This window comes from Streptomyces sp. NPDC029159 (assembly GCF_055564055.1).
The window spans coordinates 153,473-168,255 of sequence record NZ_JBVHWT010000012.1 but is presented as its reverse complement, the minus strand read 5'-3'; the positions used below and the strand labels follow the sequence as shown (position 1 = coordinate 168,255).

Annotated in this window: 12 protein-coding genes; 6 read left to right on the top strand and 6 right to left on the bottom strand. The window is 74.8% G+C overall.

Features of this window, described 5'->3' with window-relative positions:
• Positions 1–12: 12 nt before the first annotated feature.
• Together ACZ4U4_RS23005 and ACZ4U4_RS23000 are read right to left on the bottom strand one after the other, a co-directional pair.
• Entirely contained in the window at positions 13–1,413 is a 1,401-nt protein-coding gene (locus ACZ4U4_RS23005; protein WP_467877367.1) for a zf-HC2 domain-containing protein, read from the bottom strand.
• Entirely contained in the window at positions 1,410–1,997 is a 588-nt protein-coding gene (locus ACZ4U4_RS23000; RefSeq protein ID WP_467877364.1) for a sigma-70 family RNA polymerase sigma factor, read from the bottom strand. Before ACZ4U4_RS23000 ends, ACZ4U4_RS23005 begins: the two co-directional genes overlap by 4 nt.
• Positions 1,998–2,451: 454 nt before the next feature.
• Between ACZ4U4_RS23000 and ACZ4U4_RS22995 the strand changes: the two genes are divergently transcribed.
• On the top strand, positions 2,452–2,826 hold the full coding sequence (locus ACZ4U4_RS22995) for an STAS domain-containing protein (protein ID WP_030288295.1): 375 nt from the start codon (positions 2,452–2,454) through the stop codon (positions 2,824–2,826).
• Positions 2,827–2,879: 53 nt separating this feature from the next.
• On the opposite strand, the gene ACZ4U4_RS22990 is transcribed toward ACZ4U4_RS22995, so the two are convergent.
• The 3 genes from ACZ4U4_RS22990 to ACZ4U4_RS22980 form a co-directional block, all read right to left on the bottom strand.
• Positions 2,880–4,061 carry a sensor histidine kinase gene (locus ACZ4U4_RS22990; RefSeq protein ID WP_467877360.1) on the bottom strand — a complete coding sequence of 394 codons (1,182 nt, stop codon included), beginning with the start codon at positions 4,059–4,061 and terminating at the stop codon, positions 2,880–2,882.
• A 170-nt stretch (positions 4,062–4,231) separates the two neighbouring features.
• Complete coding sequence (locus ACZ4U4_RS22985; RefSeq protein WP_467877357.1) at positions 4,232–4,894, bottom strand: response regulator; 663 nt, start codon at positions 4,892–4,894, stop codon at positions 4,232–4,234.
• Positions 4,895–5,162: 268 nt separating this feature from the next.
• Positions 5,163–6,191, bottom strand: coding sequence for a hypothetical protein (locus ACZ4U4_RS22980; RefSeq protein ID WP_467877354.1), 1,029 nt, complete (start codon positions 6,189–6,191; stop codon positions 5,163–5,165).
• Between the two features lie 241 nt (positions 6,192–6,432).
• On the opposite strand from ACZ4U4_RS22980, the gene ACZ4U4_RS22975 reads away from it, so the two are divergent.
• The 3 genes from ACZ4U4_RS22975 (at position 6,433) to ACZ4U4_RS22965 (ending at position 10,906) form a co-directional block, all read left to right on the top strand.
• The gene (locus tag ACZ4U4_RS22975; protein ID WP_467877351.1) at positions 6,433–7,155 is read left to right on the top strand and encodes a hypothetical protein; all 723 of its coding nucleotides are present in this window, start codon (positions 6,433–6,435) and stop codon (positions 7,153–7,155) included.
• A 145-nt stretch (positions 7,156–7,300) separates the two neighbouring features.
• On the top strand, positions 7,301–8,992 hold the full coding sequence (locus ACZ4U4_RS22970) for a succinic semialdehyde dehydrogenase (RefSeq protein ID WP_467877349.1): 1,692 nt from the start codon (positions 7,301–7,303) through the stop codon (positions 8,990–8,992).
• Positions 8,993–9,046: 54 nt separating this feature from the next.
• On the top strand, positions 9,047–10,906 hold the full coding sequence (locus ACZ4U4_RS22965; protein ID WP_467877346.1) for a GMC family oxidoreductase N-terminal domain-containing protein: 1,860 nt from the start codon (positions 9,047–9,049) through the stop codon (positions 10,904–10,906).
• 546 nt (positions 10,907–11,452) lie between these two features.
• On the opposite strand, the gene ACZ4U4_RS22960 is transcribed toward ACZ4U4_RS22965, so the two are convergent.
• A complete protein-coding gene (locus ACZ4U4_RS22960; protein ID WP_467877344.1) occupies positions 11,453–11,770 on the bottom strand; it encodes a chorismate mutase in 318 nt (105 codons plus the stop codon).
• 256 nt (positions 11,771–12,026) lie between these two features.
• Here ACZ4U4_RS22960 and guaA point away from each other — a divergent pair, with 256 nt between their 5' ends.
• Both guaA and ACZ4U4_RS22950 read left to right on the top strand, forming a co-directional pair.
• On the top strand, positions 12,027–13,604 hold the full coding sequence (gene guaA / locus ACZ4U4_RS22955; RefSeq protein ID WP_467877341.1) for a glutamine-hydrolyzing GMP synthase: 1,578 nt from the start codon (positions 12,027–12,029) through the stop codon (positions 13,602–13,604).
• A gap of 179 nt (positions 13,605–13,783) precedes the next feature.
• Positions 13,784–14,731, top strand: coding sequence for a 2-hydroxy-3-oxopropionate reductase (locus ACZ4U4_RS22950; protein WP_467877339.1), 948 nt, complete (start codon positions 13,784–13,786; stop codon positions 14,729–14,731).
• Positions 14,732–14,783: the final 52 nt, after the last annotated feature.

The window sequence follows — 14,783 nt, the reverse complement described above, 5'->3', positions numbered from 1 at the left end:
GCGGATTTCCGCTCAGAGCCGGGAGAGGGAGGCGGTGGCGTAGAGGACGTCGCGGATCGCCTCGCGTTCGCCGTCCGAACCGGCGGCCGCCTCGTCCGGGACGATGTGACCGGCCGCCAGCTGGCAGAACTCCTCGCCGTCCAGCGCGAGGTGCGCCACGGTGTGCTCCGGCGAGCCGACCGCCGCCGGGGAGTCCAGGGCTATGTACCAGTGACCGCCGCCGTCCCCCTCGATCTCCAGATGGAGCGTCCGGCCCGGGGCACCGGCCGCCACCAACTGCCGCGGCGGCGCGGCGAGGCCGGACTGCCGGAGGTGGGCCAGCGCCCGCGGCAGCAGCCGGGCGGCGAGATCCACCAGGCTGTGGAGGTGGTCGGCGGCCGGGCCCTCGTGCGGATAGGCGACCGCGTCCGCGATGTCACCGGCGTGCAGCCAGCAGCCGAAGGCACGGTCGAGGAAGGCGTCGCGCAGCGGCAGCTGGACCGGGCCGTACGGCACCGCGAGATCGCCCACCCCGCCGCCGGCGAACGCGGCGGTACGGATCAGGGTGTGGCTCTGCTCGCGCCACGGCCGGCGGAGGGCGGGCGTCCGGGGCGCCTCGCCGACGGTGCGCCACAGGGCGCGGGTGCGGGCGCCGGGCCCGGCCCGTCCGGTGGGTGCGGCGTCGCCGAGCGGATCGGGCAGGCCCAGGGCCGTGGCGACCAGCCCGTCGACCGCCAGCAGATGGCCGAGCACCCCGGCGGCGGTGGTCTCGCGGTGCACCGGCCGCTCGCCGTCGAACCACCGCAGCCGCACCGGGGCGCGCCACTCGGCCTCGCCCATGTCGCGCAGCAGGGCGTCCAGCTTGGCGGTCTCCGCGTCGTACGGCGCGGCCCACTCGGGCACCGGGATACGGGCCGGGCGGCGGCCCAGGCAGCCCTCCAGGACGCGGGAGCGCAGCAGCGGGTCGAGGTCGAGGCTGTCGGCGGGGTGGAGGAGGCCGACGGCGTCCCGCAGCCGCAGTGCCTCGTCGGCGCAGGGCGCGCAGTCGGTGAGGTGGGCCTCGACGGCGGCGGTCTCCTCGGGCGAGCAGGCGGCCAGCGCCCAGGCGCCGAGCAGCGAGGTCAGCACGCGGTGCGGCAGCTCGGGGCGGCCGTCGCCGGGCCGGGTGTCACCGGGGCGGGCGGCGTCACCGGGGGCCGCCCGGGCGCCCGGGGCGGCGGCGCCCGCGGGTCTGCGCTCCGGCTCCGGTGCGGCGCTCTCCGGGCCGTCGGGCAGCGGGCCGCCGTCCTCGGCCGCGGCGCGCGGTGACGGTATCCGGGGCCGGGCCGCGGGCGGGCCCGGGTCTGCGGCGCCGGGCGGCTCGCCGGGGCCGTCGGGGTGCGGCGGGTACGGCTCCCCGTAGTCGTACCCCTCCCATTCCTCCGGGCCGTTCACCGAGGCCCTCCGTTTCCGGCGCCGGGCCCGTCGGACGGCGGCTTCTGGTGGTGGGCGGTGGACAGCAGCTGAAGGCCGAGGCGGAGCCGGCGGCGCGCCTCGTCCGCGGTGACGCCCAGGTCGGCGGCGGTCTGGCGGTAGTCGCGCCGCTGGAAGTAGGCCAGCTCCAGGGCGTCGCGCAGCGGGGCGGGCATGGACGTGACGATGTAGTCGGCGCGGGCGGCGGTGGAGGCGTCGCGGATCTTCCGCTCGACCTCGGCGGGCGCCGCCTTCTGCGCGCCGTCGCCGGCGAGGGCGGCTTCGGTCTGGCGCAGCCGGTGGACGGCCTGGCGCTGGGTGAGGGTGGCGACCCAGGAGCGCAGCGAGCCCTGCTTGGGGTCGTAGGCGTCCGGGTTCTCCCAGATGTAGCCGAAGACTTCGCGGGTGACGCGGTCGGCGGCGTCCTCGTCGCCGAGGACGCGGTGGGCGAGGCTGTGCACGAGGGAGGCGAAGCGGTCGTACAGCTCGCCGAGGGCCGCGGCCTCACCGCGGGCGAGCCGCTGCTGCATCCGTCTGTCCCAGCGTGGTGGTGCGTCGCTCGCCATCGGCCTCTGCCCCGTCCCGTCGTACGGACCGCCCGAGGTGCGGCCGGACGCGCCGTCGTGCGGTCAACTCCTTGCCCGCGCCCCGCCCGCGGGTGGGACGCGCCATCGAATGTAGTCGGGGGGTCCGACAGTGCACGCTTCTTTGCGGCAAACCACTCCGGAACAAGGGTGCGGATGGTAAAGGAGTCGTCACTTTGGGGTGGGAATGCCCGGTCAGGCGGGTTCGCAGGAGATCGTTCCCGCTCTTTTCGGTGAATGCGTTACCGGGGTGTGACCGAAATTCGGCAAAGAGTGACCGCGGGCTGGGCATAGCCTTGGACGGGAACGGCCCAGTGCGCCACGCATTCCGCAGTGTTTCAGGGGAGAGAGGCCGGGCAGTCGAGCCGGGGAAGGGTGTGTTCCGGATATGTCCGGGAAACATCCCGTCCACAAGCGAGCGAAAGGCTTCGAGCGCGTGTCGTTGAAGGTGGCAGAAGACGAACAGGGCCGGTGGGCCGTCCTCCAGGTGTCCGGTGAGATGGATCTGGTGACCTCGCCCGCGGTGCGCCAGCACGTCCACGACGCGGTGGCCGACGGCCGGCGGAACGTCGTCCTCGACCTGTCCGAGGTCCGGTTCTGCGACTCCAGCGGCGTCGGCGTGCTCATCGCCGCCCGCCGTCTGATGCGCTCCTGTCAGGGCCGTCTCCGGCTGATCCTCCCTGCTCAGGGCGCCGTCGACGGTTCGCATGTCAACCGCGTCCTCGCCGCCCTCGGCGTCCGCCGCCTCTTCGAGGTCTACCCGGACCTGCACACCGCCGTCGACGAGACCGCCGCCCCGCTCTCGGCCTGAGCCCGGCACCCCTGGGTGACACGCCCCAGGGGCCGCCGCCCCGACCCCTACGGCTACGGCGCGTCCGTCCCGTAAGGGGAATCCGCCCGGTACGGGAAGCGCGCGCGGACGAGGAAGCCGCCCTCGGGCGTGTGCCGCGTCTCCAGCGTCCCGCCGAGGCTCTGCGCCCGCTCGCGCAGCCCGACCAGCCCGTGACCGCCGCCCGGCAGCGCCGGAGCCGCCGCCGAGGCGTCCGGCGGCCCGTTGCGGATCTCCACCCGTAGCCCGCCGGTGGCCGACGCGTCCGCGGTCCGCCCGGCGTCCGGCGCCTGAAGCGGATCGACGCGGACCCGCACCCGTGCCCCCGGGGCGTGCTTGCGGACGTTGGTCAGCGCCTCCTGGACGGTACGGAACACCGCCCGCTCCACGGTCTGCGTGCCCCGACCGCCCGCCACCACACCCGGCTCGTACGTCACATCGAGGCCGCTCATCCCGATCAGCCGGGGCAGCTCCGTCAGATCCGGCTGCGGCGCCGGACGACGCGCCTCCTCCGGGCCGCCGGCCGCCCGCAGCACGCCGACCATGTGCCGCAGCTCCTCCAGGGTGCGCACCGACAGCTCCCGTATGGTGCGCGCCCCCTCCCTGGCCGCCTCGTCGCCCGTGCTGACCTGCACCGCGCCCGCCTGGAGACTGATCAGGCTGACCTGGTGGGCGACGACGTCGTGCATCTCCCGGGCCAGCCGGGCGCGCTCGGTGGCCTGCACCCGGTCGGCCAGCAGCCGGTCCTCGCGGCGCAGGCTGCGGGTCAGCTCCTCGACCCGCGCGGCCAGCTCGCCCCGGGTGCGTACCAGCAGCCCCAGGGTGATCGGCGCCGCCGAGGTGACGCACGCGTCGATCAGCACCAGGGTGTTCTCCCGGTACGCGGTCAGCTCCAGGTCCGAGAGCGGATACGGGAAGAAGTGCGCGGCGATCAGCAGTGCCGCGCAGATCCCCAGCCGCACCCGCCCCGGGCGCCGCGCCGCCACCGTGTAGAGCGCGATCATCGGCGCGAACCAGATGTAGCCGATGTAGAGCCCCGGGAGCGTGAAGAGGAAGACCAGCAGCGGGAAGCGGCGGCGCAGCAGCAGCGCGGCGGCCGCGACCAGCGACACGGCCAGCTCCAGGAACATGTGGAGCCCGTTGACGAGGAACGCGTCGGCGATCCCCAGCAGCGCCGGGACGGCCAGCGGGGCGACCCGGCGTAGCCACCGCGGCACCCGCGCACCCGGGCCGCCGCGCGCCCCCGATGCGACGGCCCCGGCCCGCGCCCCCGGTGCCGGATCGTGCCCCCGCGCCCCGGGCACCGCCGGAAGCCGGTCGCCGGGCGCCCCCGGCGCGCCGTCGTCCGCGCGCGCCCCCGGCGTCCGCCGTGCGTCCCCCGCCACCGTCAGCACGTCCCGCCGGGTATACGGGCGACCAGGCCCGCGCGGTCGGCGACGATCGCCGCCTGGATGCGGTTGAGGCCGCCCAACTTGCCCAGCAGGGCTCTGACATGGTCCTTGACGGTGCTGGGTGCCAGCCCGATCCGGTCCGCGATCTGGGCGTTGGCCAGCCCCTCGCCGAGCAGCGCCAGCACCTCCGACTCCCGCGGCGTCAGGCCCTGGACGGCCCGCGCCGCGGCGGCCTGGTCCTCGGCCGTCAGATAGCCGCCGATCACCGCCCGGGTCACCCCGGGGTCCAGGACGCTGCCGCCCGCCGCCAGCGTCCGCACCGCGCGCACCAACTGCTCCGGTTCGGAGTCCTTGAGCAGGAACCCGGCGGCGCCCTCGCGCAGCGCCGCGGTGAGGTACTCCTGGGCGTCGAAGGTGGTCAGCATCGCGACCACCGGCGGCTCGGGGGCGGCGCGCAGCTGCCGCAGCACCGTCAGCCCGTCGACGTCCGGCATCCGGATGTCCAGCAGGACGACCTCGGCACCGCTGTCCAGTACGGTCCCGACCGCCTCGCCGCCGCCGCAGTCGGCGACCATCTCGATGTCCGGGGCGGTGCCCAGAATCATCCGCAGCCCCGACCTGACGAGCCGTTCGTCGTCCACCACAGCGACACGGATCACCGGGCGCCCCTCTCTTCTCGCACGTTCCCGCCGGGCGCACCACCCCGGGGAGGCCGCCCCGCGGCGGGCCCGTACCCCCGCCGACCGGCGGGGGTGTGCCCGGGACCTCGGGACGATGCCTCACCGGGGCGTCCACCGGCAGAGTGCCTTCATGCTGCACCACCGGCCGGGCCACCGGCACCGGAGGCGGTGCAGCTCACAGCGACGGCCGCCGCGGCCCCCACACGCGGCGGCCGCCTCTGCGCGTGGCCCGGCCCGCCCGCGCCCCTCAGCGCTCCGCGGCCGCCGCCCGCAGACTCTCGGCCCGCGCCCCGCCGTACGGCCCGCCCGGCCGCCCCGAGGAGAGCACCACCACCGACGTCATCGCCGCCAGGCCGTACGCCGTCGTCGCCAGCCACAGCACGCCCTGCGGCGTCTCCAGCGACCGGTTGAAGTAGTCGGTCACGGCCAGCTGCACCACCGACCGCACCGTCAGATAGAGCTGCACCGCCCCGAACGCCAGCAGCGCACTGCGCACCTCGCACCGGCCGCACCAGGCCAGCGCCCCCAGGACCAGCAGGACCAGCGCCGCGCCCGCCGCGGCGAACTCCGGGGGCGTCGCGAGCCCCACCGTCCCCGTCGCGGACGCGTCCACGACCGCCCGCAGGAACCGCCCCGGGTGCCCGGAGGCGAGCACCGGCCCCTGGACCGTCCACGCCAGCTGGACCACGCCCATCACCAGGAACAGCGTCCCGCAGATCCGTGAGGGGCGGCGCCGCCAGAGGTCCGGGGGCGCGTCCGGACCGCCGTGCGCCCCCCGGCGCCCGTCCCCGACCGGCAGCAGCGCCCCCAGCACCACCAGGGCGGTCACCAGCCCCAGACACCGGGTGGCCAGCAGCCAGCCCCACTCCGGGGCGGTCACGTACCGCACGCGGTACGCCTCGTCGCACAGCCCGACGGCCTCCCGCAGCGCGGCCGCCAGCAGCACCCAGCCGACCAGCAGCGCCGCCGCCCGCGCCGCCCGCCGCCCGGCCAGCGCCGGAGCGGCGACGCCCAGGAACGCCACCGCGAACGCCCACTCGTACGGCCCGAGCACCGTCACCGCCCCGGGGAGCGCCGGGTGGAACAGCTCCTCGACGAAGTCCCAGAGGCCGCCGCCCCCTTGGGCGACGCCCCGTACCGTCCAGCCCGCCAGCGTCAGCCCCAGGAGCCCCAGGCACACCCCCGCGGCGCGGTACCGGCCCCGGTGCGCCGGGTCGGCCCGGCCCGGATCGGGATCCGGGCGGACGTCCACCGCACCGTCGTCCTGCATCACCATGCCCCAGACCCCCGCTCCGCCCGCCGGCCGCGATAACCGGACCGTCCCGTACCGCAGCCTCACTGTGCCAAGGACGGCAGGAGCGGCGGGGGAGGTTCCCTGCCGTGTCGGGGCTTCCCCGGGGCCCGGTGCCCGACGGCGCCGCGGACGCCGAACTCCCGTCGGTGGTCGCCCTTCCGGGCGTGGCGGGGCCCTGCCACCAAGATCGAAAACGTGCCCCCGGGGCTGGCATGATGCGGCCATGACGGAAACGGGGGAGGCGCCGGACGGCCGGGGCGCACACCGTGGCGGCGTCCGCCTCACCCGGCGCGGCCGGGTCGCCGTGGGCACGCTCGCCGCAGGTGTCGCGGCGGTGCTCGCCGCGGTGCTGGTCAGCGCCGTGGACCCGTTCGGGTCGGGCGGCGTGCGCCGGGCCGCCCCCGGCGCGTCCCGTCCGCCGCGCGCCGCCCCCACGCCCTCGCCCACCACCCCCGTCGTCCTCGACTGGGAGGTCCACCACGAGCGCAGGCTCCGCGCCTGGCCGGCCGTCCCCACCACGTACGCCACGGTCGTGCACGACGACGGCGACGCCTCCTACCGGCGCCGGGGCAGCCGGATCGTCGAGTACGTCGTACCGGGCGACGACAGCAACCGGCTGCGGCTCACCACCTACGCCCACCGCCCCCGGTCGCTCACCGTCTGGGGCGCCCAGGAGGCGGCGCGGCTGCGGGAGTACTGGCCGGACGCCGAGGTGCACACCGAACCGGTCCACTTCCACGACCGCCCCGCGCTCCTCCTGGACGCCACGTACACCTTCTCGCCGCAGACGCCCACCAGGACCCGGCGGCTCCAGCTGCTGACCACCACGGCGAGCGGCCGCTCCTACGACCTGTACGTCGAGATGCCCCGGGTTCCGGCCGCCGAGCACATCGGCCGCGCGGTGTTCCAGGGCGCCCGCGACCGGCTCCGTATCGACGGCGTCTGACGGGGCGGGGGCCCGGCCCCGTGCCCCCGTGTCATCGCTGAACAGCGGCGTTGCGGCCAGCAACCACTGGCGTCTTTGTGCGGACGTCGAAAAGGTATTACCGCCGGGTACACAAAGCGGCCGCGGCCGCATTACGCTCGCCCGCATGACGGACTCGCAGGACACCGGAACAGTCGACGCCGCCCCCGGGACGGCCGCACCCGCGGCGGAGGTGCCCGCGCCCGCGGCAGGGCCCGCACCCGCCGCACCCGAGGGCGGCAACCCCGTCGCCGCCGCCGTGCCCGGTGCGCGCACCGCCGCCGACGTCGTCACCCCGGAGAGCGTCGCCCAGCTCGTCAGAGGCGTCAGCGGCAGCGGCCGCACCGCCAACCACACGCCGTTCACCGGCGAGCAGCTCGCCGAGCTGCCGGAGTCCACCCCCGAGGACGTCGCCGCCGCCTTCGACCGCGCCCGCGCCGCCCAGGAGCGCTGGGCCGAGGTCCCGCTCAAGCAGCGCGCCGCCGTCCTCCTCCGCTTCCACGACCTGGTGCTGCGGCGCCAGGCCGAGGTCCTCGACCTCATCCAGCTGGAGACCGGCAAGGCCCGGCTGCACGCCCACGAAGAGGTGCAGGCGGTCGCCGTCGCCGCCCGCCACTACGGCCGCAAGGGCCCCGCGTATCTGCGCCCCAAGGGCCACACCGGCGTCGTCCCGGTCCTGACGAAGGTCAGCGAGCTGCGTCAACCGCGCGGCGTCGTCGGCCAGATCGCCCCCTGGAACTACCCGCTGGAACTGTCCGTCGGCGACGCCCTGCCCGCCTTCGTCGCGGGCAACGCCCTCGTCATGAAGCCGGACACGGAGACCGCGCTGACCGCCCTGTGGGCCCGGCAGCAGATGATCGAGGCGGGGCTGCCCGAGGACGTCTGGCAGGTCGTCATCGGCGAGGGCCCGGTCGTCGGCCCCGCCGTCGTGCGCCACGCCGACTACGTCTCCTTCACCGGCTCCACCCGCACCGGCCGCGAGGTCGCCCAGGGCGCCGCGGCCCGCCTCGTCGGCGTCTCCCTCGAACTCGGCGGCAAGAACGCCATGGTGGTGCTCGCCGACGCCGACGTCGAGAAGGCCGCCGCCGGCGCCGTCCGCGGCTGCTTCTCCTCCGCCGGCCAGCTCTGCATCTCCATCGAGCGGCTCTACGTCCACGCCTCCGTCGCCGACGCCTTCCTGGAGAGCTTCGCCGCCCGCACCCGCGCCATGCGGCTGGGCACCCAGCTCGCCTACGGCGCCGACATGGGCTCGCTGGCCGGGCCCCGCCAGCTGGCGGCCGTCACCCGCCACGTCGACGAGGCCGTCGCCAAGGGCGCCCGCGTCGTCACCGGCGGTCGCGCCCGCCCCGACATCGGCCCGTACTTCTACGAGCCGACCGTCCTCGACGGCGTCGGCGAGACGATGACTGTCTGCGCCGAGGAGACCTTCGGCCCGGTCGTCTCCGTCTACCGCTTCGAGGACGAGGACGAGGCGATCGCCGAGGCCAACGCCACGCCGTACGGCCTCAACGCCAGCGTCTGGACCCGGGACGCCCGCCGCGGCCGCGCCGTCGCCGCCCGGCTGCGCGCCGGCACGGTCAACGTCAACGAGGCGTACGCCGCCGGATACGGCAGCGCCCAGTCGCCCATGGGCGGCATGGGCGACTCCGGTCTCGGCCGCCGGCACGGCTCCGAGGGCGTCCTGAAGTACACCGAGGCGCAGACCATCGCCCAGCAGCGGGTGATGCCGCTCGGCCCGGCCTTCGGCCTGACCGACGAGAAGTACGCCGACCTGATGACCCGCAGCCTCAAGGCGATGAAGGCGTTCCGGCTGCGCTGATCCGCCGGGCGGGCCGCGACGCCCGCGGCCCGCCCGCCCACCCCAGGAGAGCCCGTGCCGCAGCAGAACTCCGCCCACCACCCGCTCCCCGGGCAGCGCCGGGAGGCCGACCGCCCCTACGACTACGACGTGCTCGTCGTCGGCTCCGGCTTCGGCGGCGCGGTCTCGGCCCTGCGGCTGACCGAGAAGGGCTACCGCGTCGGCGTCCTGGAGGCCGGCCGCCGCTTCAGCCGCCAGACGCTCCCCAAGAACTCCTGGGACCTGCGCAACTACCTGTGGGCCCCGGCCCTCGGCTGCTACGGCATCCAGCGCGTCCACCTCCTCGGCAACGTCATGGTGCTGGCCGGCGCCGGCGTCGGCGGCGGCTCCCTCAACTACGCCAACACCCTCTACGTCCCGCCGCCGCAGTTCTTCCGCGACCAGCAGTGGGGTCATCTCACCGACTGGCAGGAGGAGTTGGCGCCCTACTACGACCAGGCCAAGCGGATGCTGGGCGTCCGGCTCAACCCGACGACCACCCCGTCCGACGTCCACCTCAAGGAAGCCGCCGAGAAGATGGGCGTCGGCGACTCCTTCCACCTCGCGCCCGTCGGCGTCTTCTTCGGCGACGGCAAGGACGCGGACGGCCGCGCCCGCGCGGAGCCCGGCGGTCAGGTCCACGACCCGTACTTCGGCGGCAAGGGCCCGGCCCGCACCGCCTGCACCGAGTGCGGCGAGTGCATGACCGGCTGCCGCCACGGCGCCAAGAACACCCTCAACGAGAACTACCTCCACCTCGCCGAACAGGCCGGAGCCGTCATCCACCCGATGACCTCCGTCGTCACCGTCACCGAGGACTCCCGCGGCGGCTACGCCCTCGGCACCCTGCCCACCGACGACAAGCGCCGTGGCCGCGGCCGGGTCTTCACCGCCCGCCGCGTCGTCCTCGCCGCCGGTACGTACGGCACCCAGACGCTGCTGCACCGCATGAAGGACAGCGGTCTGCTGCCCGGCATCTCCCCGCGCCTGGGCGAGCTGACCCGCACCAACTCCGAGGCCCTGGTCGGCTCGCAGACCAGCGACCGCCGCTACCGCAAGAAGTACGGCACCCGGCCCGACTTCACCCGCGGCGTCGCGATCACCTCGTCCATCCATCCGGACGAGCACACCCACATCGAACCGGTCCGCTACGGCAAGGGCTCCAACGCCATGGGGTCGCTCTCCATCGTGCAGGTGCCGCTCGCCGCCCGCCGCGGCCGGCGCGCCCTGGCCTGGATGGCCCGCAGCCTGCGCCACCCGGCCCAGACCGTGCAGTCGCTCTCCAACCGCCGCTGGTCGGAGAAGACCATCATCGGCCTCGTCATGCAGTCCCTGGACAACTCCCTGACGACGTACCGCAAACCCTCCGGTCCCGGAAAGGGCCTGCTCACCGCCCGCCAGGGCCACGGCGCCCCCAACCCGGAGCAGATCCCCGAGGCGCACGAGGCGGCCGGGCACCTGGCGAAGGCGATCAACGGCTTCCCCGGCAGCAACGTCGGTGAGCTGATGGGCACCCCGCTGACCGCGCACTTCCTCGGCGGCTGCCCCATCGGCGAGGACGCCGACCACGGCGTCATCGACCCGTACCACCGCCTCTACGGCCACCCCGGCATCTCCGTCGTCGACGGCGCCGCGGTCTCCGCCAACCTCGGGGTCAACCCGTCCCTGACGATCACCGCACAGGCCGAGCGGGCCATGGCGTTCTGGCCGAACAACGGCGAGGAGGACCCGCGGCCCGGCCAGGGCGAGGCGTACCGGCGGCTCGCGCCCGTCGAGCCGGTCGCCCCCGCCGTCCCGCCGTCGGCCTTCGGCGCCCTGAAGCTGCCGCTCCTCGCCGTCCCGGTCGTCCCGCCGAAGCGCACCGACGGCGCGCGCCCGGAGCCCGACGGCGACTGACCCGCGGACGCGCGAAGGGCCCCGCGGCGCCGTCCGCAAGAGGGGAGGGCGGACGGCAACGGGGCCCTTGCCGCCGGTGCCGGCGTCAGGGCGGCGCGGGCACCGGGGAGCGGCGCCGGGGGGATGCGCCGCGGGATCGGTGGAGCGGGACGGAAGAAACTGAGCAGCAAGGTCGCCGGGAGGCGGGAGTGCCGGGCGGGACGCGTGCGGAGCGGATGCGGCCGGTCCCGGGCGTCCCCAGGACCGGCCACCCATCGACGTGACCGGGCTGCTGTCCCCTGCTGACCGGTCACCTCACCGGAGCGAGGTCCCACGACGCGGGCCGCCGAGCGGCCGGCGTCTCATCCCTCCGGCGTTCCGCCCCGGGGGCGGCGTCTACGCGTAGTCCTGCCTCCCGCGCCTGGCTGACGCGGCACACGGCACAACGAAGCGGCTTCGCGGCCGGTCACGCGCCGTACGGGTGAGAGGCCAACCGAACTCAGATCCGCCCGCTGCGCCCGGCGCACGCGGCCCGCCCGCGCGCCGGTCCGCACCCGCCGTCACCCCCTAGACGCGGCCGCGGGACAGCTCCAGCAGGGTCATCGCCAGCGCGGTCCCGGACCGGCCGAGCTGCCCGCGGTAGTGGTCGAGGATCTCCATCTCGCGGGAGAGGTTCACCCGGCGCCCGCCGGACGCGATGCGCTCGCGCTGGATCACGGCGGAGACCGCCATCCGCTCCTGGACGAGGCCGATGATCCGGCCGTCGAGATCGTCGATCCGCCCGCGCGCGTCGGTGATCACCCCGACCGCCTCCGGGGTGCGCGCCCCGGTCTCGGCGGCGGGCGCGGCCGTGGCGGGGGTGGCGGTGGTGGTGTCGCTGCTCATGTTCGGGTCTCTCCTGGGGGGCGGTGGCCCCCGGAGCCGACGGGCGGACCGGGAACGACACAGGCGCCCCGGGCCTTGTCGGCCCGGGGCGCCTGGGAAGTCGCTGGTCAGATGATCAAGCAGCACGTCCATGGCAGCCGGCCGGGCCGGTGCCATAGGTAAAGACGAAGGTCAGCTGCTTGGACATGGCGCTCAGTATGGGCCCGGTAGAATCGAAAGTCCAACCCCTGCTCCACACCGCCGGAAGGCCGCCGAAGTGCCATCAGCGCCCCCCGCCGCCGCCCCGGACGTCGTCCTCGTAGTCGACTTCGGCGCGCAGTACGCCCAGCTCATCGCCCGCCGCGTTCGCGAGGCCCGGGTCTACAGCGAGGTCGTCCCGTCCACCATGCCGGTGGCCGAGATGCTCGCGAAGAACCCCAAGGCGATCATCCTCTCCGGCGGACCCTCGTCGGTCTACGCCGACGGCGCCCCCAGCGTCGACCGCGCCCTGTTCGAGGCCGGTGTCCCGGTCTTCGGCATGTGCTACGGCTTCCAGCTCATGGCCACCGCCCTGGGCGGCACGGTCGACAACACCGGCGCCCGTGAGTACGGCCGCACTCCGCTGGCCGTCTCCGGCCCCGGCTCCACCCTGTTCGAGGGCACCCCCGTCGAGCAGTCCGTCTGGATGTCGCACGGCGACGCCTGCTCCGCCGCGCCCGAGGGCTTCACCGTCACCGCGTCCACGGACGTCGTCCCGGTCGCCGCCTTCGAGAACGACGAGAAGAAGCTCTACGGCGTCCAGTACCACCCCGAGGTCATGCACTCCACGCACGGTCAGCAGGTGCTGGAGCACTTCCTCTACCGTGGCGCGGGCATCGAGCCCACCTGGACGCCCGGCAACATCGTCGAGGAGCAGGTCGCGGCCATCCGTGCCCAGGTCGGCGGCAAGCGCGCGATCTGCGGTCTGTCCGGCGGCGTGGACTCCGCGGTGGCCGCGGCCCTGGTCCAGAAGGCCATCGGCTCCCAGCTGACCTGCGTCTACGTCGACCACGGCCTGATGCGCAAGGGCGAGACCGAGCAGGTCGAGAAGGACTTCGTGGCCGCCACCGGCGCCAACTTGAAGGTCGTCGACGCCAGCGAGCGCTTCCTGAACGCCCTGGCTGGCGTCTCCGACCCGGAGACCAAGCGCAAGATCATCGGCCGCGAGTTCATCCGCGTCTTCGAGCAGGCCCAGCTGGAGATCCTCCAGGAGGAGGGCCCCGAGGTCGCGTTCCTCGTGCAGGGCACCCTCTACCCGGACGTCGTCGAGTCCGGTGGCGGCGAGGGCACCGCGAACATCAAGTCGCACCACAACGTCGGCGGTCTGCCCGACGACATCGAGTTCGAGCTGGTCGAGCCGCTGCGGCAGCTCTTCAAGGACGAGGTCCGCCTGGTCGGCTCCGAGCTGGGCCTGCCGGACGAGATCGTCCAGCGCCAGCCGTTCCCCGGCCCGGGCCTGGGCATCCGCATCGTCGGTGAGGTCACCAAGGAGCGTCTCGACCTGCTCCGCGAGGCCGATGCCATCGCCCGCCAGGAGCTGAGCGCGGCCGGTCTCGACGCCGAGATCTGGCAGTGCCCGGTCGTGCTGCTCGCCGACGTCCGCTCGGTCGGCGTCCAGGGCGACGGCCGCACCTACGGCCACCCGATCGTGCTGCGCCCGGTCTCCTCCGAGGACGCCATGACCGCGGACTGGACGCGGATGCCGTACGACGTCCTGGCGAAGATCTCGACCCGGATCACCAACGAGGTCGCGGACGTCAACCGTGTCGTCCTCGACGTCACCAGCAAGCCCCCGGGCACCATCGAGTGGGAGTGACCCGCTGACCGGTCCGCCGGTCCTCCCGCACGCCCGACGCCGTCGCTCCTCGTGAGCGGCGGCGTCGGCGCGTTTCCGGTGGTGGTCCGTTTCCGGAGGGGCGTTGACGTCGGCTCCGGTACCTCGCATCATGGCGGGCAAAGATTTCGTATGACGGTATCCAGTCTCCGTGATGCGGAATGTTAATCGGAGGTGGCGGTGCGGGCCGCGGGGCGGTGGCGCACCGGTGGAGCAGTGAGGAGCGGCGCGCGATGAGCACGATCGGATTCATCGGACTCGGCATCATGGGCAGCCCGATGGCGGTGAACCTCGCCCGGGCCGGGCACACCGTCCGCGGCTGGAACCGCAGCCCCGGCCGGGCGGCCGCACTGGTGGCGGCCGGCGGGCAGGAGGCGGCGTCGATCGCCGACGCGGTCCGCGGGGCGGATGTGGTGATCACGATGGTCCCGGCGTCCCCGCAGGTCGAGGCGGTCGCCTACGGCCCGGACGGCATCCTGGCGCACGCGGCGCCCGGCACCTTGTTCATCGACCACTCCTCGATCACCCCGCAGACCTCGGTCGACCTCGCCGCGGCCGCCGCGGACAAGGGCGTACGGGTCCTGGACGCGCCGGTCTCCGGCGGCGAGGCGGGCGCCATCGAGGGCGTGCTGTCGATCATGGTGGGCGGTGCGGCGGAGGACTTCGAGGCGGCCCGGCCGCTCTTCGACGCCGTCGGCACCACGGTGGTCCACTGCGGCCCGCACGGCGCCGGACAGACGGTCAAGGCCGCCAACCAGCTGATCGTCGCCGTCAACCTCCAGGCCGTCGCCGAGGCCGTGGTCTTCCTGGAGAAGTCCGGCGTCGACCTGGACGCGGCCCTGGAGGTGCTGGGCGGCGGCCTGGCCGGTTCGACGGTGCTGACCCGGAAGCGGGCCAACTTCCGCGACCGCGACTTCACTCCCGGCTTCAAGCTGGAGCTCCACCACAAGGACATGGGCATCGTCACGGACGCGGCCCGGGCCGCGGGGGTGCCGCTCCCGGTGGGCGCGGTCGCCGCCCAGCTGGTCGCGTCGGCGGTGGCGCGGGGGGATGGCGGGCTCGACCACTCGGGGTTGCTGCGGGGGGTGGAGCTGCTGAGCGGGCGGTAGGGGGGCGGGGTGTGTGGCGGTCGGGGCGTTGGCCGTTGCCGGTTCGCGTCGC

What these genes read in the sequence shown, in the direction of transcription:
- ACZ4U4_RS23000 (WP_467877364.1), bottom strand. Translation starts at nt 1,997, where the DNA reads ATGGCGAGCGACGCACCACCACGCTGGGACAGACGGATGCAGCAGCGG.
- ACZ4U4_RS22980 (WP_467877354.1), bottom strand. Translation starts at nt 6,191, where the DNA reads ATGGTGATGCAGGACGACGGTGCGGTGGACGTCCGCCCGGATCCCGAT.
- ACZ4U4_RS22975 (WP_467877351.1), top strand. Translation starts at nt 6,433, where the DNA reads ATGACGGAAACGGGGGAGGCGCCGGACGGCCGGGGCGCACACCGTGGC.
- ACZ4U4_RS22970 (WP_467877349.1), top strand. Translation starts at nt 7,301, where the DNA reads ATGACGGACTCGCAGGACACCGGAACAGTCGACGCCGCCCCCGGGACG.
- ACZ4U4_RS22960 (WP_467877344.1), bottom strand. Translation starts at nt 11,770, where the DNA reads ATGAGCAGCGACACCACCACCGCCACCCCCGCCACGGCCGCGCCCGCC.
- ACZ4U4_RS22950 (WP_467877339.1), top strand. Translation starts at nt 13,784, where the DNA reads ATGTTAATCGGAGGTGGCGGTGCGGGCCGCGGGGCGGTGGCGCACCGG.